Here is a 19,096-nt window from a genome sequence, read left to right as displayed (position 1 = left end):
AACTATGGAAATACTTGAAAGGTCTAAAGACTTAAAGCTTAACACAAAGTTTGTGCGCAAGATTCTCGTTGATTTCATAAGAAAGGAAACAACACGGTTTGGTCTTAACAGAGCAGTGATAGGTGTTTCTGGTGGGGTTGATTCGGCTGTTTCAGCTTATCTTGCAACCGAAGCCCTCGGTAAGGAAAATGTCCTTGGTGTGATGATGCCTTACAAGACGAGTTCGCGAGATAGCATTGAAGATGCACAACTTGTCATTTCAAATCTTGGGATAAGGAGCGAATTAATTGATATAACTCCAATGTGTGAGCCATATTTTGAAAGGTTTCCAGATATGAACAACATCAGACGCGGGAATGTCATGGCGAGGATGAGAATGATAATTTTATATGACCTTTCAGCTCGTGAGAAAGCTCTCGTGATTGGGACAAGCAACAAAACTGAACTTCTTCTTGGTTACGGTACTCTCTATGGCGATATGGCAAGTGCTATAAATCCTCTCGGTGATTTGTATAAAACGCAGGTTTGGCAACTTGCTGAAGAGCTTGGGGTTCCAAGAAAAATAATAGAGAAAAAACCAACCGCCGACCTTTGGGTTGGACAAACGGATGAGGACGAGCTTGGTATTTCTTATAAAGAGGTTGATAAACTGCTTTACTTCATGGTTGATGAAAGAAAAGCGGATGAAGAATTAATTGAACTTGGATTTGAAAGGGTGTTAATTGAAAAGGTGAAACTTATGGTTCAGCGAAATCAGTTCAAAAGGCGTCCGCCGATCATTGCGAAAATTTCATATAGAACAATAAATATTGATTTCAGATACGCCCGCGATTGGGGAAGTTGAACTTTGAACTTATCATCTTTAAAATGATTAATAATGATGACACAAAGAGAAGGAATTCCAAGGAGAGAAAGGAAATAAATTTGACAACCGCAAAGACCTTACCGAAGTATAAAATTAAAATTCCCGATATGTTGTCAATTAAAGACATTGAAAAAAGAAGAAGTGTGAGGCTGAGGTTAAATTTTTCGTTAACAAGATAAATGAAATGGGCTAATGTTAAAATGTAAATCGCCATCGGCAGGAAATGAAGCTGTGAGATTGAAATTGCGCCTTGAATTGATTTTTGCTTTATGAGTTTTTGAGGATTACCCAAATAATAATCACCTGTTTGTGAAATTGAAAGACCGATCTTCTCTGAATAGACGAAAAGGTTTATCACAACGAAGATTAAATTTAAGATTGCGAAGATGAAGACGATATAGGCGATAAATTTTTTCCCATTTCTGTTGTCAAGTTTTGGAAAGGTTATAATGATTATTAAGGCAATTAATATTACTAATTGGAAAAGCGAAAACGCGAAAATTTTCAGCCATGAAAATTCCCGCCCAAGGGATAAAATTAAAAGATCAATAAAAATGTAAATAATTCCAGAGACGCTGGTGGAAGCGATAAGATATATTTTTGCTCTATCTTTTAGTTGTGAGTAAATTAACAAAGCTGAAAGACATAAAAATAAAATTCCGATGACGAATAAGTTTATGTGCGCTTCTTCCAGAACTTGCGCTGGTGAAATTTTCAATGGGAAATCTGGCTCACCGAAAAGATAATTGCCGATCTTTTCAACTGAAAATTCAAACTTGAACCAAAAGTTAACAAAATTTCCAATCCAGAATAGAATAAGGAAAAGGATGAAAAAAGCCAAAGCAAAACCAATTGGCTTTGGATTTTTTAAGTTTCCAGTCCAAAAGAATCTCATCTCACTTCACCAAAAATCACTTTCCAAAGTGCGATGACTTTTCTTGCATTGTCGGTTATCGCTTTTGCTGTAAGTGTTGCACCGGTCATGTTTGGGACATCTCGGCGCAAACGCAAAAGATTTTTACCAAGTGTTTTGCCTTTCAGATATTTCAACCAGTTATCATCTGCTTTGTATTCGGGCGGTTCTTTAAAAGAGAGAATTTGAATTAATTCAATTTCACCTCTATCATTTAAAACATAAAGCACAACCTCTGGTAGAGTCCTAACGATATGCACATCTACGAAACCGTAAAATTTGACTTGATCGTTAAATTTGACAAGGTAAAATGTTACGAGCTTGCCTTCAATTTCAACCCCGGAGAGTTCTTTAACCTTATTTTTTTGCGTTTCAGAAAGGACGATATTTTTTATCTCAATTTTGGAGTTGGGGTAAATTTCATTTAAAATCTTTTCTGGTTTCCCGATTTGAAAAAGTAGAAAAGTTAATAAAAGGGTTGACATAGTGTTTAATTTTTTGTTTTAAAAACCGCCTGGGGAATCCCAGGCGGGTTTAACCTCAAAATGGCTTACATTAAAATATGAAGCCGAGCCCCAAGTTGAACTGATCAATTTTCCACTCATCTAATCCTGTTCCTTTCCCGACTTGTAAATTTGACATCGTGTTGCGAATTTGATAGTCCATTTTCAAAACAACTTGAGGATGGGGTTTGAAGTCAATTCCAAGCGTTAGAACACTTCTGTTTTTAGATGGATCGGCATTACCTGTGAAGACATCACGATTTAAATCGTATCTTTCATATCTGATAAATGGGGAAAGGGAGACGATTGATTCAGGGTAAAGCAATGGAATGATATTATAACCCGCTTCAACATAAAAACCGTAAACGAGTTTGGAGCGTGTTTTTGAGGTGTAAGATGAATTTCCAGAAGCGCTACCAAGTGCATAAAGACCTTTGACCGATGCATTTCCAATCTGATATTGAGCCTCAAGTAGCCACAATCTAAACAGTGCGCTTTCATTTCCTTTTTGTTCAGCTCCAGCTTTATCGCTTCCTCCACCATAATAGAAAGAAGTGCCTATGTTAAGATTCTTTATACCTGATAAATCAAATCTCAACACACCCGCAAATTTATCAAAGTTAACAGTAGCACCTCTTTGTCTTCCATCAGAGATCCAAGTTGTGATCAAATCAGTTCTCAATCCGTTCATAATTCCAAGCTTGTAAGACAGCCCGTTAAGTATATCTCCATAAGCCATAATTCCAATTTCTCTCCAAACGGTTGGAATTATGAATCTTTCAACATCAGGTCTCAATGTCCCGAAGAAAACCGGCGGTTCGTGATATTCGTTCATTCTACTTGAAGGGACGAGAAATAAACCTGTTCTGAGGTTAAATTTTGAACTCAAAATGAAATCAACATACAAAAATTCAACATAAACTTCTGGTTTCCTACTTGCGACATTACCAATTCCAGCGTGTTCAATTTCAAGTTCTGAATTAACAAGGATTTTATCCGAGAACTTATAACCGATATAGGGGATAAAGCGCAGGACATCCCCTCTGTCAGTTTTTGAATTATCAAGGAAATTCTCATATGTAATTTCACCGTAACCAGCTATTGAAAGACCTCTGGGAGTGTAATAAATTTTTGAAGCTGCTGGACCAAGTCCGAAGTATGATTTCAATTCTATCTCTGGCATTGCCACCTCAAGGCGCAATTGTCTGATTTCTTCTTTAATTGCTTCAATTTCTTGGCGCAATCTTTGTGTTTCTTCGGATTGAATTTGAAATTGTGATATCTGCATTTCAAGTTTTTTAATTTTTTCCTCAAGTTGCTTTATCTTTTCCTCTTGCGTTTGTGAGAGTAATAGAAGTGGTGTTAATGCGATCAACATTAATTTCTTAATCATGGTTAATTTTTCCTCCTTTGTTTTTCCGAATTTGTTTTGAAGAGCAAGATTTCAAAAAATTCCATAAACCTTTTGTTAATAAAGATTGAGCCATCTTTGTAGACGATTAAGACTCCAACATCCGGGTTATCTTCAATAAATTTTCTTCTCATTTTTTCTGGCATCGCAAAGATTGCGGTTGAATAAGCATCAGCAAATCCTCCATCTTCATGTGCAACGGTCACTTGAAGCACATCATCTTCTGGCGTCTCAATGTGCTTTCTCAAATAATTTCCCGATGTGGAGATGCTAACATCTTTTGAATTAACCATTTGAACCAATGATGTGCCATTTCTTGGGTCTCTCACAGCTATCGTTCTTTTATGTCCCCATATTTTCATATCACCGCCAATTGAGATGAAACCTTTCTTTGAGTTAAGTTTCTTGTAACACATTTCAATTGCGAATCCTTTGCCTATGCCTCCAGGGTCAATCGCCATGTTCTCTCTTTTAAGCATCACACTATCTCCTTTTATTAATATATCTTTGAAGTTAACAAGTTCTTTTGCTCTAAATTCGTCAATTTTTTTCAACCTTTTAGCGTTTATCGTCAGGGCACCGATTGTTATGTCAAAATACCCAAAGCTTTTCTCTGACACTTCAATTGCTTTTTTTATCATTTCCATTGTTATACTTGAAACCTTTAGGAAGTTTTTTCCTGCATTTGCGTTTATCCTTGAGACCTCGGACGAGTCAATATAATCTGAAAGTTTTGTTTCAATGTCGTGCAGGATTTTGTATGCTTTTTTGTTAAGGTCCGCGCTTGGCATCTCAATGTATGAGTATGTTCCCATTAGATAATAGCTTTTTCCTTGTGGCGGTGGTAATATCAGCGATATAAGTTGCAAAATTGCGAAAAGTTTTAGCATCGTTTTATTAATTTAGATTTAATCTAAATAAAATATAATAAAGGATGTGTAAAAAGTCAAGTTTTGGGTGGTGGGGGTGAACGCAAAGTTATACTTTGCAATTGTCATACACTTTATCTTGGGCTTATTCAGATTTTGATGGCGTGACCCCACCGGCATATCCTTTTGCATCAAGCTATAGGATGCAAAGGAGCAGTGCAGATGAAAGACATCGTTTTGTTTTAAATTGGATTGTTAATTTGCCATTTGGTTTCCAATTCAGTGGAATAGCAACTTTGGCTTCGCCCAGACCATTTAATGTAATTGATGGCAGAGATTTGAATGATAATAATTTCTATGGAGATGATTGGCCAGGCGATACGCGTATTTGGACGCTTGATTGGAGGAAAGTCAGGTATTGGTATAAGATAGTTGATATAAGGTTGAGTAAGGTATTTGAATTTGGCTATTATAGAATTGCTTTAATTTTTGATGCCTTTAATGTTTTCAATTGGTTTAACGCAGCGGGTTACTTTAATCGTATGTATGATGCCAGTGGAAATCCTTTAGCTAATTTTGGACAGCCAAATAGTTCATATGCGCCAAGATATTTGCAGTTCGGTTTAAGGGTGTTTTATAGATAATTTTTTGAGGGGAAGGGGAAATCCCTTCCCTTCTTTTTTAATTCTTGATTTTAAAATCTTGATTTGCTATATTTAAAATGACTTTTGCCGAGGTGGCGGAATTGGTAGACGCGCACGTTTGAGGGGCGTGTGGGGAAACCCGTGCGGGTTCGAGTCCCGCCCTCGGCACAAATTTTCATAGGGGATGGGTTTTTCATACCTTTTCTCTTGACATTAAAATTGGGCTTATTTAAATTGTGCTTGAATAAAAAATAAAACTTGGTGGTGTCATGCGCACAATTATAACAATTCTTTTTTTCCTTTAAATGATGATATGCACAACATTCTTGTTTTCAAATTCACAGGCGACACAATTTTGCCAACCCCCTATCGGCTTGAAACGGGAGATAATATAATCTTTGCGCTTGATCTTGATTCTCAAGGGAGAGTTTATGTAATTAACGATAGTAGTTATGGCCGAGATGATGACATTAAAATCTTTCCGTCAATCAAAAGTGATCCAAATGCTTGGATAACGCATACCGCGACGCCAATTTTAAAAATTGACCTTCCGGATGGGGTTTACAAAGGTATAGAAGTAAATAGCGATGGTTCGTGGTTGTTTGTGTCCTATAGTGACACAACAGAAAGGAAAGTTGTTAAATATGTCGGCTCACCTCAAACCGGTTATCAAGTTGACTCAAAGTTTAATTTCCAACTCGGTGAAGCTGATACAGGTGGTTCTTCTATGTGGAAAGGAACGCCGATCGGTTTAGAGTATTTAGACGAGAATAATCTTTTATTTATAGCTTGTGCTGTTTGGAGACCCTCGCCTTTATCAATGGGATATCCTTATGGAAGGATTTATGTTGTAAGCGGGACGACGGGCGAGCCGATTGACACTATTGATATTGCTAAATGGAATTACATTATGACCGGGGGTTATAGCACCAGAACGGATGGGACAACGCCAGGAAATGCATCTGGCTACACTTCGCCTTATGATGTGAAGTTTGATGAGAAGAAAAATCTTTACACGCAATCATATTATGGTTGGACTGTTGATAAATGGGTTTATCAGGGGACGCTTCCTGTTATTCCTTTGAAGGTTGAAAAGATTGGCGATGAAATTCCTGTTGGTTATGAGCTGAAGCAGAATTATCCGAATCCATTTAACCCGAGCACGACGATTGAATTTTCAATTCCGGAGAGGCAGAAAGTTAGTTTAAAAATTTATACTATCCTTGGGCAGGAAGTTGCGACACTTGTTGATGAAGAACTTGAAGCGGGGAGATATAAAGTTATTTTTGATGCCAAGGACCTTGCAAGTGGGACATACATTTACACATTGAGGGCTGGTAAATTTGTTGAAAGTAAGAAGCTTATGTTTGTGAAGTAGTTTATACGGGGCGGTTTAAAAACCGCCCCTTTTATTTTTTAGCGGGGGATAAAGTTGATATTCTCTCCGATTGTTTTTAAATTAAGCAAAAACAAGGCAAGCTTATCTTTATGCCAAGAGCAGGTTATACAAACCCTGAAAAGCTTGAGATTGATGTTGAGGTTGATCAGCAATTAAGACCTTTAAAATTTGACGACTTTGTCGGGCAGGAAAAAATTGTCAATAATTTGAAGGTTTTCATACAGGCTGCTAAAATGAGGGAGGAACCCCTTGACCATGTGCTTTTGACTGGTCCTCCGGGGCTTGGTAAGACAACACTTGCTTATATAATTGCAAATGAACTTGGGGTTGGAATAAAAGTGACCTCAGGTCCTGTCATTGAGAAACCTGGTGACCTTGCTGGGATTTTGACAAGTTTAAGTGATAGGGAAGTTCTTTTTATTGACGAGATTCATCGCCTTAGTCCGGTAGTTGAGGAATATCTTTATTCTGCGATGGAGGATTTTAAAATTGATATAGTGATAGATACTGGTCCTAATGCGAGAAGTGTTAAGTTAAATTTGCCTAGGTTTACGCTTGTGGGTGCAACTACCAGGGCTGGGCTTTTAACTGCTCCATTGAGGGCGAGGTTTGGCATAAGTGCTCGGCTTGATTATTATACACCCGATGAACTTTGTCAAATCATAAAGCGTTCGGCAAAGATTTTGCAAATCCAGATAACTGAAGAAGGCGCTTATGAAATAGCGCGAAGGTCAAGGGGGACACCGAGGATAGCGAACAGGTTATTGAAAAGATCAAGGGATTTCGCTCAAGCTGATAAAAATCTTGCCGAATATGGTGGCGTGATAACTAAGGAGGTCGCTGAATATGCTCTTAAAGCACTTGATGTTGATGAGCACGGACTTGATGATATGGATAAGAGAATTCTTTTAACGATAATAGAAAAATACAACGGTGGTCCAGTTGGTATAGGAACTATAGCTGTTGCTGTTGGTGAAGAGGAGGGCACAATTGAGGAGGTTTATGAGCCATATTTAATTCAGGAAGGGTTTATCAAGAGAACTCCTCGTGGTAGGGTTGCAACGGAGCTTGCATACAGGCATTTCGGTTTTATAAAAACGCGCTCTGAAAAGCAACCTGGCTTATTTGATAACTAAAAATGGAGAAATTTTTAATGTCAAGGAAACAATACTCAATTCGCAGAACTTACATCGGTCGTCTTCCGGAGGGGGCTGATTTACTTGATTCAATCACCAAAATTTGCAGGGAGGAGGGTATAAAAATTGGCAAAGTTACAGCTATAGGTGCCGTTAAGAAAGCAGTGGTTGCATATTACAATCAAACTGAGAAAAAATATTACAATCATGAACTTAACAAACCAATGGAAATTTTAAATTGCACTGGCAATGTGAGCTTACTTAATGGTCAGCCGTTTGTTCATTGTCATATAACACTTGCGGATGAAGAGGGTAAATGTTTCGGCGGGCATTTGATGATAGGAACGGTCGTTTTCGCTTGCGAGATTTTTATAGAGGAGTACGAGGGGGAAATCCTTGAAAGGGTTTTTGATGAAAGTTCTGGTTTGTCGCTTTGGCATCCGAAGACAATTTTAATGGAGTGAAAACAAAACTGAAATGATATGCCGATTGATTTAGCGCATAAGGATTTAATTTCAATTCAACAAGCGCGAGAACTTGTTTCAAAAGCGAAAGAGGCATTTCTTGAATACAAAAGCTATTCTCAGGAACAGGTTGATAAAATAGTTCGTGCAATGTTTGAAGCTGGATATGAGGCATCGGAACGACTTGCGAAGCTTGCTGTTGAAGAAACCGGGATTGGTAAATGGGAGGACAAGAAATTGAAAAATGAGTTTGCAACGAAGTTTACATACGAATCCATAAAGGATTTAAAAACAGTTGGCGTCATAAATTACGATAAGGAGAAAAGGGTCGTTGAAATTGCTGAGCCGATGGGTGTTATAGCAGCTTTAATTCCGACGACAAATCCGACTTCAACAGCAATGTTTAAAGCCCTGATTTCTGCGAAGACAAGAAATGCACTTGTTGTAAGTCCTCACCCGAGAGCTGTTAAGTGCACTTATGAGGCGATTCAGATAATGCAAAGCGCAGCTGAAAGGGCTGGCGCACCGAGAAATTTGTTCCAGTGTATGACTGAGGTTGCAATTGAAGGGACAATGGAACTTCTAAAACATCGTGAAGTTTCATTGATACTTGCCACTGGGAGCACGCAGATGGTTAAGATGGTTTACAGCATTGGAAAGCCAGCTTATGGGGTTGGTTCGGGTAATGTTCCCGCGTTTATTGAGAGGACCGCGAATATAAAGAAAGCGGTTGCCGATATTGTCTTTGGTAAGACATTTGACTATGGAACGCTCTGTTCGGCTGAAAATGCTGTTGTTTGTGACTCGCCTATAAGGGAACAAGTTATTTACGAGTTTAGGAAAAAAGGGGCTTATTTTTGCGATCCAGATGAGAAGGCGAAGCTTGAAAAGATAATACTGACACCACAAGGTGGAATAAACCCTGAGATTGTCGGTAAGCCAGCTGCATATATTGCGCAAAAGGCAGGTTTTTCGGTTCCTGAACAAACAACTGTGTTGATTGCTGAACTTGAAGGTGTTGGGAGACAATATCCTCTTTCAGTTGAAAAACTTTCACCAATACTTGCCTTTTACACTGTTGACGGTTGGCGGGAGGGTTGCCACAGATGTATTGAACTTCTTGAATTTGGAGGGCTCGGACATACGATGGTTATACATTCAAGTGACCCAGATATAATTGTAAAGTTTGCTCTTGAAAAACCAGCTTTTAGAGTTCTCGTTAACACGGTAGCTGCACTTGGAGCCGTTGGATTTACGACGGGGCTTGATCCGTCAATGACCCTTGGTCCAGGAACTTTGGGTCATTCTATTATTTCTGAAAATGTGACGGCGAAACATTTAATTCAGATAAAACGTCTTGCCTATGAGCTTTTGCCACTTCACGATATTGAGGGTAACAGAATTCAAATCTCATATGCAAAAAGATTTTCCAGCTCCCCCGAAATTAAAAGGGATGTGAAAAACATAATTGAAGAGATTGAGGAAAGGATAAAGTTGAAGGCGGGTAATCCGCCGATGTGGGCAAAGGAGAAAACCGTTGAAAGTGAGAAAAAAATTTACGGCTCTGGGATAAGTGAAGAGGAGATAGAAAGAATCATTCGTGAATTCCAGTCGCAAATTTCTAAATGAGCATTATGAAGTTGATACGAGATTTTATTGAGAGGAAGCTTGATATTGGGTTCTATTTACAACCGACATTGAAAATAGCAAGAGAGCTTCTCGGCAAGATCATAGTAAGGAAACTCGGGGATAGAATTCTTGCAGGAAAAATTGTTGAGACGGAGGCGTATATTGGAGAAGATGACCCCGCAAGCCATGCTTTTGGAGGGCAAACACAAAGGAACAAAATAATGTACCTTCAAGGCGGACACGCATATGTCTATTTCACTTATGGGATGCACTATTGTTTTAATGTTGTGACTGAAAGAGAAGGATTTCCATCTGCTGTTTTGATAAGGGCTGTTGAGCCAATTTGTGGGGTTGAGTTAATGAAGAAATTTCGTGGTGTTGAAGACATATATAATCTAACAAATGGTCCAGCAAAATTTTGTCAAGCGTTTAAAATTGATAAAAGGTTCAATGGCGTTTCGTTGCTTGGGGATGAAATTTTCATCTCTCGTCCTTTGATGGAAGAGAAGTTTGAAATCGGGAGAAGCGAAAGGATCGGGATAAAAAGTGGGCTTGACAGAAAGTGGAGATTTTTCATCAGGGATAATCCTTTTGTCTCAAAGGTAAAAATAAAGTTGAGGTGAAAAATGCCAAACAAAGTTTTATATGAAACGAACATTAAAGGTAAAATAATCCGCATAGTTCACGGTGATATAACGGAGGAAGTTGTTGACGCTATAGTTAATGCAGCGAATGAGCACTTACATCATGGCGGTGGCGTAGCAGGTGCGATAGTTAGAAAAGGTGGATATGAAATTCAAGAGGAAAGCAACAAAATTGGTTATGTTCCAACTGGAAGCGCAGCTATAACGGGGGCTGGGAAGTTGCCTGCAAAATTTGTCATCCACGCTGTCGGACCAATTTGGAGAGGTGGCACTAGTGGGGAAGATGAAAAGCTTGAAAGCGCCGTCGTTTCAAGTTTGAAAATCGCCGATGAAAGAAAATTGAAATCAATCTCTTTCCCGGCGATAAGTGCTGGTATTTTCGGTTTCCCAAAGGAAAGATGCGCAAAAATTTTAATTGGTACAGTCGTTCACTTTCTTGAAGAAAATCCTGATACAAGTGTTGAAGAAATAAGGTTCTGTCTTTTTGATGAACCGACTTTAAATGCTTTCGTTGAGGAATTTAAGTCCCGTTTTCAAAAGGTTTCTTAACAAATTAAGATGGGAAAGGCTATGAAAAAGGACTTTACAATACTTGTAACCCGTGAAATTCCAAAGCAAGGACTTGATATTTTGAAGAAGAACTTTAAAAATGTGATTGTGAATACGAGGGATAGAAATTTAACACATAATGAACTTGTAAAGATGGTTCGTGGGGTTGATGCTGTTCTTTGTCTTTTGAGTGATAGAATTGACGCAGAGGTAATCTCAAACATGGACAGATGTAAAGTAATATCAAATTATGCTGTCGGTTTCAATAATATTGATGTTGATGAGGCGACGAAGCGTGGAATTATCGTGACGAATACACCTGGGGTTCTTACAGATGCAACTGCTGATTTGACTTGGGCGTTGATTTTAGCTGTTACAAGGAGAATTGTTGAAGCGGATAAGTTTGTTCGTCGTGGGCGTTTTAAGGGATGGGCTCCAATGTTATTGCTTGGAACTGAACTTGCTGGGAAAACGCTCGGGATAATTGGCGCTGGTAGAATTGGAACCGCTGTTGGATTGAGAGCAAAGGGATTTAAGATGAAAGTCCTTTACTTTAACACGCATAAAAATGAAATACTTGAAGAAGAAGTTGGGGCAAAAAAAGTTGGGCTTGAGACATTACTTAAAAATTCAGATATAGTTACGATCCATGTTCCTTTGACGCCTAAGACAAGGCATTTGATTGGTGAAAGGGAGATAAATTTAATGAAAAAAGGGGCATATCTTATCAACACATCTCGCGGTGAGGTTGTTTATGAGAAAGCTTTGATAAAGGCGCTTAAAAAAGGCAAGTTAGCAGGGGCTGGGCTTGATGTCTTTGAGTTTGAGCCAAGCGTTCCGAAAGAGTTAATTGAGCTTGAAAATGTAGTTTTGACGCCACACATAGGAAGCGCAACTGTTGAAGCGAGAACGAAAATGTCCATAGTCGCTGCTGAAAATATAGTGAAAGCTTTATCTGGGAAAATCCCAGCAAATATTGTCAATCCAGAGGTTTTGTCAAAATAGAGGTTTAGATTTTGAAGCCGAGTAGATTTAACACATAGAAGTAAATGGTGATGTAAAACCAAGCAACTATGTCCAATATGAAGCCGGCTTTTATCATATCTTTTAATGTCACATATCTTGAACCATAAACCAGCGCGTTTGGTGGTGTTGCTACGGGAAGCATAAAAGCCATTGATGCTGCAATCGTTGCTGGAATGACAACAACGGTTGGCTCTATCCCAAGACCCGAACAAATTGAAATTAAAACTGGAACCATCATTGATGTTACAGCTGTGTTTGATGTCACCTCTGTGAGAAGATCCATAAAAATCACAATCACGAGTACAAGGGAAAATGGTGATGGTTTGCCGAAAGTTTTAATAAATTCACTTGCTATGACACTTGCAAGTCCCGTTTTGAATAAGGCATCTGATAGAGCAATACCTCCGCCAAACAAAAGCAATGTCCCCCAATCCACATATTTTGAATCCTTCCAATCAAGGATAAATTTTCTTTCTGAAAAATTTATCGGCAGGGCGAATAAAATTATACAGCCAAAAACGGCTATCAGATACTCATCAAACCATTCAAGTTTTTCTCCAATTAGAGGAATCAAGTTCCAAAAGGGGTTAGTTATCCAAAGTAAAGCTGTAAGAATGAAGACGGAAAGCGTTAATTTTTCTGCTTTTGAAAGTTTGCCAAGATTATTTTTTTCAGAGATGAGCAGTTCTTTTATTTCTTCATTGAACTTGAAACTAAACCTAAATGTAAGTTTGAGCACGAGCCAAAGTATTGGTAGCGCAAATATCACGAACGGGATTCCAAAACTCATCCATTTGAGAAAGTTTATATGCACAATTTTTTCCTTTGATAAGATTGATACAGCTATCCCATTTGGTGGTGTTCCAATTATTGTCCCAACACCCCCGATTGATGATGCGAAAGCGACACCGAGCATAATTGCCTTGGCAAATTTTGATGTTTGATCAACATTTAGTTTGTTTAAAATCCCAAGCGCTATTGGTAGCATCATAGCTGTTGTCGCTGTGTTTGAAACCCACATTGAGATAAAAGCTGAAGCAACGATCAAGCCGAAGAGAATTTTCCCGGGGCTTTGTGAAATTTCACCTCGTGTCAAAATCCAAAGTGCTATTCTTCTGTCAAGTCCCCACTTTTGCATTGCCCCAGCTATCAAAAATCCAGCAAGAAATAGAAAAATTATCGGGTTAGCATAGTTCATAAAAACATTTCTCCCGTTTAATTCAATGAATCCCCCATCATGAAAACCGTAAGTATGAAACAAAGGAAGTATAACGCCTGGCAAAAGAGATGTCACAGGGATTGGAACAGCTTCACTAATCCACCAAGTTACCATCAAAATAAGTAGGGCGAGGACGACTTTCATGCTATAAGCAAGTTTTAATACATCAGCGTTTACTTCTGATACTTGAATTTTTAGTTTTGCATGTTCAATAAACACTTGTGGTATCGGAATTAGGATAATTAAAACGAAAAAAGCTAAACCGAGAAAAAAGCCGATGTTCCCTTTGACCCTTTCAAATTCCATCTTTTAGTGAGTTCTATTTATTAGTAGAGGAACTCTTGGATATCGTAAATTGTAACTTTGACGCCTTGTTGTGTTAAATTTTTAAGACCTTCTTTGATGCGGTTTATTTGCTCTGCTATTTCAAACTTATTTAATGTTCTCGCCCCAAGTTCATTCATCAGTTTGACATATTCATCTGCTTCGTCAAGGACAAGAGGTGAAAGGTAAATTATATCTCCGTTTGAAAATGGCATTTTTAGGATTGTTTCAATAGTATTCTTTATGTGCGCTTCATAAAATTTGTCACCGCCGGCACCGGCAAGGACTATTATCCCAACATTTATCCCAGCTTTTTTAATTGTCTCAACGACATCAACGCATTCATCCGGTGAGCCAGGTTTATTAAGATATTTGAAAAGTTCAGAGTCGCCAGTTTCAAGCCCTATGTAAATTCTTTTGACATGGAAATTTTTCAGCTCAATATATTCCTGAAGATTTTTCCTTTCAGCACCAAAGATGTCAAGGAAAGAGTAAATACCATCAAACGAAAATTCAAGGTTTGAGATGTTTTTTGAGATTGGGAATTCATCGTGGATGATTTTTAAAAGTTCAATCAAACGTTTTTGTGGTATTATCAAGGCATTTGCGTCGCCAAGAAAAATTGATTTTCTCAAACCGATGGCTCTACCGAAAAATTCTTTTACTTTTTTTATATGCTCTTTAAATTCATCGGGTGATTTTACCCTAAATCTTCTGTCTTGGTAGAAACTGCAGAATGTGCACTTGTTCCAGGAACATCCTTCCGCTGGCTGGAGAACGAGCGAGAGATATTGATCGGGTGGGAGGATGCTTATTGGTTTGTAAATTGAAAGAAATTTGATTGCGTCTTTTTGGAGCGCATCGTAATCCCAGCGTAAAATATCTTCAAGTCGTTTAACGACCTCATCGTTTTCACTGACATATCTTTTTATCCTTTCAACCCTTTCAATCACATCGTTTATGATTTTTCTTTTTTCATTTTCATCAACGAAAATCTTGACTTTAAATTTATCTTCATCAAAAAATTTTTTCATCATCCTGTTATCAAGTCCTCTTCTATAGCTTATGCCGTTGAAGAAACCACCCATGAATTTCCCCTCTGCATCAAAGTAGTAGATGAATTGATGTTCCTCAGATATAGTCGTTGAGTATTTTTGTAAGTTGAAATAAACATTCCCAATCCCAGGGATCAGAGTTTTTGTGACATTTTCGCTTACTTTTTCCATACGGATAAGTTGAATTTTTTGTTCTGGCGTTTTTAACTTTACAAGGTAAATTTAAAAACAAAAAAATTTTTAACAAATGTTATATCCGATAAAGATTGAAAGAGTTGGGGATAAGCTTAGATTTAGTTGGAATGATGGACACGAGGACATTTTCAGTTTAAGTTTTTTGCGAAAAATGTGCCCGTGTGCAACTTGTTCCGCAGAAAGAGAAAGCGGAAGGGATGTTGAGTTATCTGTATCGGCTTATGATATAAAAGAGGTAAATTTAGTTGGAAATTATGCGATACAAATAACTTGGGGGGATGGACATAACACAGGGATATACAGTTTTGATTATCTTCGCTTGTTAAAGGAGGAATAAAAAAGGGCGGTTTAAGGACCGCCCTTTGGTTTTTAAATTTCGCGTTCAACGAGTTTTTTCTTCAATTGCGAAATATGCCAAGTGATATTGATTTCTTTCGGGCAAGCTTGGACGCAATGGAAAATCGTATGACAGCGCCAAATCCCATCTGGTGAATCAATAATATCAAGTCGTTCATCCGCTGCATCATCTCTTGAGTCAAATATGAACCTGTAAGCTTTAAGTAGTGCAGCTGGTCCGAGGTAATTATCATTTGACCAAGTTGATGGGCAACTTGTCGTACAGCAGGCACAAAGGATGCATTTTGAAGCTTCCATTAAAAGTTCAGCATCTTCTGGGCTTTGAAGACGTTCTCTTTCTGGTGGAGGTGTTTTTGTGATTAAATATGGTTTAACAGCTTCATACTTTTTCCAAAAGTCAGTGAAGTCAGTGACAAGGTCTTTGATTATAGGCATTCCAGGGAGTGGCTCAATTACAATAGGCTTTTTATACATTTTATTTTTATCTGAATATCCAAGGTCCTGAAGAAGTATTGAACATGCGAGCATATTCTTCCCGTTAATTCTCATGCCATCCGAACCGCATATCCCGTGAAGGCAAGAGCGTCTAAAAGTTAGAGTTCCGTCAATTTCATTTTTTATGTAATGAAGAACATCAACGACTCTATCCTTTGGGTCGGCTTCAACTTCATAGTCCTTATAATAAGGTTCTTTATCTGTTTCGGGGTTGAATCTGAAAATTCTGAATGTGACTTTCATTTTAATCCCCTTGTGATTTTTTAATATTTTCTTTCCATTGGTGGAATTTTTGTTATGACCACGGGTTTATATTTTATGATTGGTTCTTTATTTTCATTTTTATAAATGAGTGTGTGTTTCAGCCAGTTTTGGTCATCACGCTTGGGATAGTCCTCGCGGTAGTGTGCGCCTCGGCTTTCTGTTCTGTTCAAAGCACTATAGGCAATCGCTTCCGCTGTGTCAAGCAAATTTTCAAGCTCAATGGCTTCAATAAGATCGGTGTTAAATCTTTTGCCCTTGTCATCAATTTTAACTTCCTTGTATCTTTCTTTCAATTCCTTGATTTTGTCTATCGCTTCTTTTATGCTCTCTCCGGTCCTGAAAACCGAAACCTTATCCATCATCACCTCTTGAAGTTCTTTTCTTATCCTTGAGACACGCTCTTTTCCATTGCTGTTAAGTATTCTTTCAATTGTTTTTCTCGTCCATTCATCCGCGTCTTTTGGTAGCGTTGGGAAGTCGTGTTCTTTGATATATTCAGCCATTTTCTTTCCACCACGACGACCGAAGACAATTATATCAAGTAGTGAGTTTGTGCCAAGTCGGTTAGCCCCATGCACAGAAACACAAGCGACCTCACCAGCAGCATAAAATCCTTCAACCTTTGTTCCCTTATCGTCAATCACAACTTCAGCATCAATATTTGTTGGTATTCCACCCATTGCATAGTGCGTTGTCGGTTGAACAGGGATTGGTTCTTTGGTTGGATCAACGCCAAGATAAATTCTTGCAAAGCCAGTTATCTCGGGGAGTTTTTTGTTTATAATCTCAGGACCAAGGTGAGTTAAGTCAAGTAGAAGATAATGCGTTCCATCTGGACCCTCTATTCCACGACCTTCTCTTATTTCAGTATACATTGCTCTTGATATCACATCCCTTGGCGCAAGGTCTTTGATTGTCGGGGCGTATCTTTCCATAAACCTTTCGCCAAGCTTATTCCTCAGCACACCACCTTCACCCCTTGCAGCTTCAGAGACGAGTATCCCAAGGCGCCACAGACCTGTGGGATGAAACTGAACGAATTCCATATCTTCAAGCGGGATACCTCTCCTATAGGAAATTGCGAAGCCATCGCCTGTTCCAACGACAGCATTTGAAGTTATCCTGTAAACCCTTCCATATCCGCCAGTTGCAAACATAACAGTTTTAGCGTGAAAGACATGTATTTCACCTGTTGGGATTTCAATTGCTACAACGCCTCGGGCTATGTTATCTTGAACAATTAAATCGGTGACGAAAAATTCCGGGAAAAATTTAACTCCACGCTTAATACAGTTTTCATAAAGTGTCTGAAGCATAACATGACCTGTTCTATCCGCCGAGAAACAAGCCCTTTTTACCGGAACCCTTTCACCGAAAGGATTATTTGGGTCTTTAGGTTTTGTATGACCGCCGAAAGGTCTTTGTGCGATAAGTCCTTTTTCGTTTCTTGAAAAAGGCATTCCCATATGTTCAAGCTCAATTATAGCACGGATGGCATCCTGACACATTATTTCAATTGCGTCCTGGTCTCCAAGGAAATCGCTACCTTTAACTGTGTCAAAGAAGTGATATTCCCAGGAGTCATCTTCTTCGTTTCCAAGTGCTGCACATACGCCACCTTGGGCAGTTCCGGTGTGAGACCTTGTTGGATAAACCTTTGTTAGGACTGCACAGGAATAACCTTCGGGGATTTCAAGTGCTGCTCTAAGTCCAGCGCCCCCAGCGCCAACAATTACTGCATCATATTGATGGATCATTTTTTACACCTCTTGAAATTTTGTTTTAAAGTGCTTAAAAACTTAATGCTGTGCTTACACCTAAAACCCAAAAAGCAATTCCAGAAACAACTATTATTCCATAAAGAGTAATAGCAACCCAGGGCTTCATTTTATAGTCCCTTAAAATGGACCATATCCCGTTTAAACCATGCCATAAGCCCAAGGTTATAAATGTCAGGTAAAACATCTTCCAATATGCGTTTGAAAATCTCATAACCGACTGATCATATGAATGTCCCGTCTCTGGCGAATAATGCATAAGGATATAATGTCCAACCATTGCAAATATCAGAAATATACCTGTTATCCTTTGGAGCAACCACCCAATTGAACCGCTTTTTCTTGAACCGTAGTATTTAAATGACATATTGAAAACCCATGTTTTGTTTTAGGTTCTTGAATTTAACCAAGTGGAATAATTTTGCTGGCAAATGCTTGATGTATTTCGTGGCTGAAGATGAAATAACCCATCACAAGAAAAGCGATTATTCCTATAACCATCAAATAGGCGAAAGCTTTCTTATGATAAAATGCGCCTTTTCCAAAGTCAACGAGGACAATTCTTATTCCGTTGAGCGTGTGTGCAAGAACAAATGCAAAAAGTATCCACTCAAGAAACTTGAATAATGGTTTTTGAAACAAAGCCATTTCGGCGTCAAAGGCTTCTTTGCCTTTGGTTAAAGTTGATAGAGCGTAGATGTGGAGGTAAAGATAAGCAGTAAGGGCGATTCCAGAAATTCTGTGAATTATCCACGCCCATCCCCCTGATTCTTTTTTGTAGGAGGCGACAAGCTTGAAGTAACCTTCTTTTGTTTTTATCGGTTTCATGCAAGTGCTCCATTAGTTTTGTTTGTTTTCATCAAAAATTTAAAAAAATAAAAAAACAATATCAACTAAAATTTTGAAAAGATTTTCCTTCATCTTATCTTTAAAAGTAGAAAAATTAACGCCTATAAGCTTTAATATGTCTGAACGAAGGAAAACGACAAAAAGAAACACCCCGCTTATCTCAATTGTCATACCTTTGTATAACGAAGTTGAATCGCTTCCAGAACTATATCAGCAAATAATTAATGTAGTTAGGGAGAACAAATACAATTATGAAATCATTTTTGTTGACGATGGCTCTGATGATGGCTCCCTTGATGTTATCAAAAAAATTAGAAAGGGTGATAAAAATGTCAAATTTATAAGTTTCAGGAGAAATTATGGTAAATCAGCTGCTCTTGCAGTTGGATTTGAACACGCTAAAGGCGATGTCATAATAACTATGGATGCGGACCTTCAAGACGATCCACGTGAAATTCCTAATCTTTTAAAAAAACTTAATGAGGGTTTTGATCTCGTCTCAGGATGG

The 19,096-nt window shown here is 38.4% G+C and carries 21 protein-coding genes and 1 tRNA gene; 12 read left to right on the top strand and 10 right to left on the bottom strand.

Translation table 11 applies throughout. From position 1 onward, the window contains the following. The first annotated feature begins 4 nt into the window (after positions 1-4). Entirely contained in the window at positions 5-844 is an 840-nt protein-coding gene (locus FKZ43_RS08315) for an NAD+ synthase (RefSeq protein ID WP_140945425.1), read from the top strand. On the opposite strand, the gene FKZ43_RS08310 is transcribed toward FKZ43_RS08315, so the two are convergent. The 4 genes from FKZ43_RS08310 to FKZ43_RS08295 all read right to left on the bottom strand — a co-directional run bounded on the left by FKZ43_RS08310 (position 816) and on the right by FKZ43_RS08295 (position 4,582). Next, positions 816-1,760 carry an Aq_1264-related membrane protein gene (locus tag FKZ43_RS08310; protein ID WP_140945424.1) on the bottom strand — a complete coding sequence of 315 codons (945 nt, stop codon included), beginning with the start codon at positions 1,758-1,760 and terminating at the stop codon, positions 816-818. The two genes, FKZ43_RS08315 and FKZ43_RS08310, sit on opposite strands and share 29 nt — an antisense overlap. Beyond that, positions 1,757-2,263 carry an FMN-binding protein gene (locus FKZ43_RS08305; RefSeq protein WP_140945423.1) on the bottom strand — a complete coding sequence of 169 codons (507 nt, stop codon included), beginning with the start codon at positions 2,261-2,263 and terminating at the stop codon, positions 1,757-1,759. The genes FKZ43_RS08310 and FKZ43_RS08305 overlap by 4 nt, the downstream gene beginning before the upstream one ends. A gap of 70 nt (positions 2,264-2,333) precedes the next feature. Next, entirely contained in the window at positions 2,334-3,674 is a 1,341-nt protein-coding gene (locus FKZ43_RS08300) for a hypothetical protein (RefSeq protein WP_140945422.1), read from the bottom strand. Between the two features lie 2 nt (positions 3,675-3,676). Beyond that, positions 3,677-4,582, bottom strand: a complete 906-nt coding sequence (locus FKZ43_RS08295) for an FAD:protein FMN transferase (protein ID WP_140945421.1) — start codon at positions 4,580-4,582, stop codon at positions 3,677-3,679. Positions 4,583-4,683: 101 nt separating this feature from the next. Here FKZ43_RS08295 and FKZ43_RS08290 point away from each other — a divergent pair, with 101 nt between their 5' ends. From FKZ43_RS08290 to FKZ43_RS08250, 9 genes are all read left to right on the top strand, one after another. Continuing rightward, entirely contained in the window at positions 4,684-5,205 is a 522-nt protein-coding gene (locus FKZ43_RS08290; RefSeq protein ID WP_140945420.1) for a hypothetical protein, read from the top strand. 86 nt (positions 5,206-5,291) lie between these two features. Then, positions 5,292-5,373: transfer RNA gene (locus tag FKZ43_RS08285), tRNA-Leu, on the top strand. A gap of 145 nt (positions 5,374-5,518) precedes the next feature. Then, positions 5,519-6,583: a T9SS type A sorting domain-containing protein gene (locus tag FKZ43_RS08280; protein WP_140945419.1), complete on the top strand. Its 1,065-nt coding sequence runs from the start codon at positions 5,519-5,521 to the stop codon at positions 6,581-6,583. Positions 6,584-6,693: 110 nt separating this feature from the next. Beyond that, the gene (ruvB, locus tag FKZ43_RS08275; RefSeq protein WP_140945418.1) at positions 6,694-7,740 is read left to right on the top strand and encodes a Holliday junction branch migration DNA helicase RuvB; all 1,047 of its coding nucleotides are present in this window, start codon (positions 6,694-6,696) and stop codon (positions 7,738-7,740) included. Between the two features lie 2 nt (positions 7,741-7,742). Continuing rightward, a complete protein-coding gene (locus FKZ43_RS08270) occupies positions 7,743-8,204 on the top strand; it encodes a PPC domain-containing DNA-binding protein (RefSeq protein WP_235894724.1) in 462 nt (153 codons plus the stop codon). An 18-nt stretch (positions 8,205-8,222) separates the two neighbouring features. Continuing rightward, positions 8,223-9,833: an acetaldehyde dehydrogenase (acetylating) gene (locus FKZ43_RS08265; RefSeq protein WP_140945416.1), complete on the top strand. Its 1,611-nt coding sequence runs from the start codon at positions 8,223-8,225 to the stop codon at positions 9,831-9,833. After that, positions 9,830-10,456, top strand: coding sequence for a DNA-3-methyladenine glycosylase (locus FKZ43_RS08260; protein ID WP_235894723.1), 627 nt, complete (start codon positions 9,830-9,832; stop codon positions 10,454-10,456). The genes FKZ43_RS08265 and FKZ43_RS08260 overlap by 4 nt, the downstream gene beginning before the upstream one ends. Before the next feature lie 3 nt (positions 10,457-10,459). Then, a complete protein-coding gene (locus FKZ43_RS08255) occupies positions 10,460-11,026 on the top strand; it encodes a macro domain-containing protein (protein ID WP_140945415.1) in 567 nt (188 codons plus the stop codon). 21 nt (positions 11,027-11,047) lie between these two features. Beyond that, complete coding sequence (locus tag FKZ43_RS08250) at positions 11,048-12,031, top strand: 2-hydroxyacid dehydrogenase (protein ID WP_140945414.1); 984 nt, start codon at positions 11,048-11,050, stop codon at positions 12,029-12,031. 4 nt (positions 12,032-12,035) lie between these two features. On the opposite strand, the gene FKZ43_RS08245 is transcribed toward FKZ43_RS08250, so the two are convergent. Beyond that, positions 12,036-13,577, bottom strand: a complete 1,542-nt coding sequence (locus tag FKZ43_RS08245; protein ID WP_140945413.1) for an SLC13 family permease — start codon at positions 13,575-13,577, stop codon at positions 12,036-12,038. Positions 13,578-13,597: 20 nt separating this feature from the next. Continuing rightward, on the bottom strand, positions 13,598-14,821 hold the full coding sequence (locus tag FKZ43_RS08240) for a radical SAM protein (RefSeq protein ID WP_140945412.1): 1,224 nt from the start codon (positions 14,819-14,821) through the stop codon (positions 13,598-13,600). A gap of 76 nt (positions 14,822-14,897) precedes the next feature. On the opposite strand from FKZ43_RS08240, the gene FKZ43_RS08235 reads away from it, so the two are divergent. Continuing rightward, positions 14,898-15,182, top strand: coding sequence for a DUF971 domain-containing protein (locus tag FKZ43_RS08235; RefSeq protein WP_140945411.1), 285 nt, complete (start codon positions 14,898-14,900; stop codon positions 15,180-15,182). A 32-nt stretch (positions 15,183-15,214) separates the two neighbouring features. On the opposite strand, the gene FKZ43_RS08230 is transcribed toward FKZ43_RS08235, so the two are convergent. Genes FKZ43_RS08230 through sdhC form a run of 4 tightly spaced genes read right to left on the bottom strand, consistent with a single transcriptional unit; the run spans position 15,215 to position 18,567 of the window. Further along, a complete protein-coding gene (locus FKZ43_RS08230; RefSeq protein ID WP_140945410.1) occupies positions 15,215-15,940 on the bottom strand; it encodes a succinate dehydrogenase iron-sulfur subunit in 726 nt (241 codons plus the stop codon). A gap of 20 nt (positions 15,941-15,960) precedes the next feature. After that, complete coding sequence (gene sdhA / locus FKZ43_RS08225) at positions 15,961-17,718, bottom strand: succinate dehydrogenase flavoprotein subunit (protein WP_140945409.1); 1,758 nt, start codon at positions 17,716-17,718, stop codon at positions 15,961-15,963. Positions 17,719-17,752: 34 nt separating this feature from the next. Then, positions 17,753-18,106, bottom strand: coding sequence for a succinate dehydrogenase, hydrophobic membrane anchor protein (gene sdhD, locus FKZ43_RS08220; RefSeq protein WP_140945408.1), 354 nt, complete (start codon positions 18,104-18,106; stop codon positions 17,753-17,755). 35 nt (positions 18,107-18,141) lie between these two features. Then, positions 18,142-18,567 (bottom strand): succinate dehydrogenase, cytochrome b556 subunit, encoded by a 426-nt coding sequence (sdhC, locus tag FKZ43_RS08215; protein WP_140945407.1) that lies wholly within the window; start codon positions 18,565-18,567, stop codon positions 18,142-18,144. 73 nt (positions 18,568-18,640) lie between these two features. Between sdhC and FKZ43_RS08210 the strand changes: the two genes are divergently transcribed. Next, a partial coding sequence (locus tag FKZ43_RS08210; protein ID WP_320415055.1) for a glycosyltransferase occupies positions 18,641-19,096 on the top strand: 456 nt, incomplete at its 3' end.

The organism is Candidatus Thermokryptus mobilis (assembly GCF_900070205.1).
GTDB lineage: Bacteria > Bacteroidota > Ignavibacteria > Kryptoniales > Kryptoniaceae > Kryptonium > Kryptonium mobile.
The sequence above is the reverse complement of the archived record's forward strand: the minus strand, read 5'-3'. Positions and strand labels throughout refer to the sequence as shown.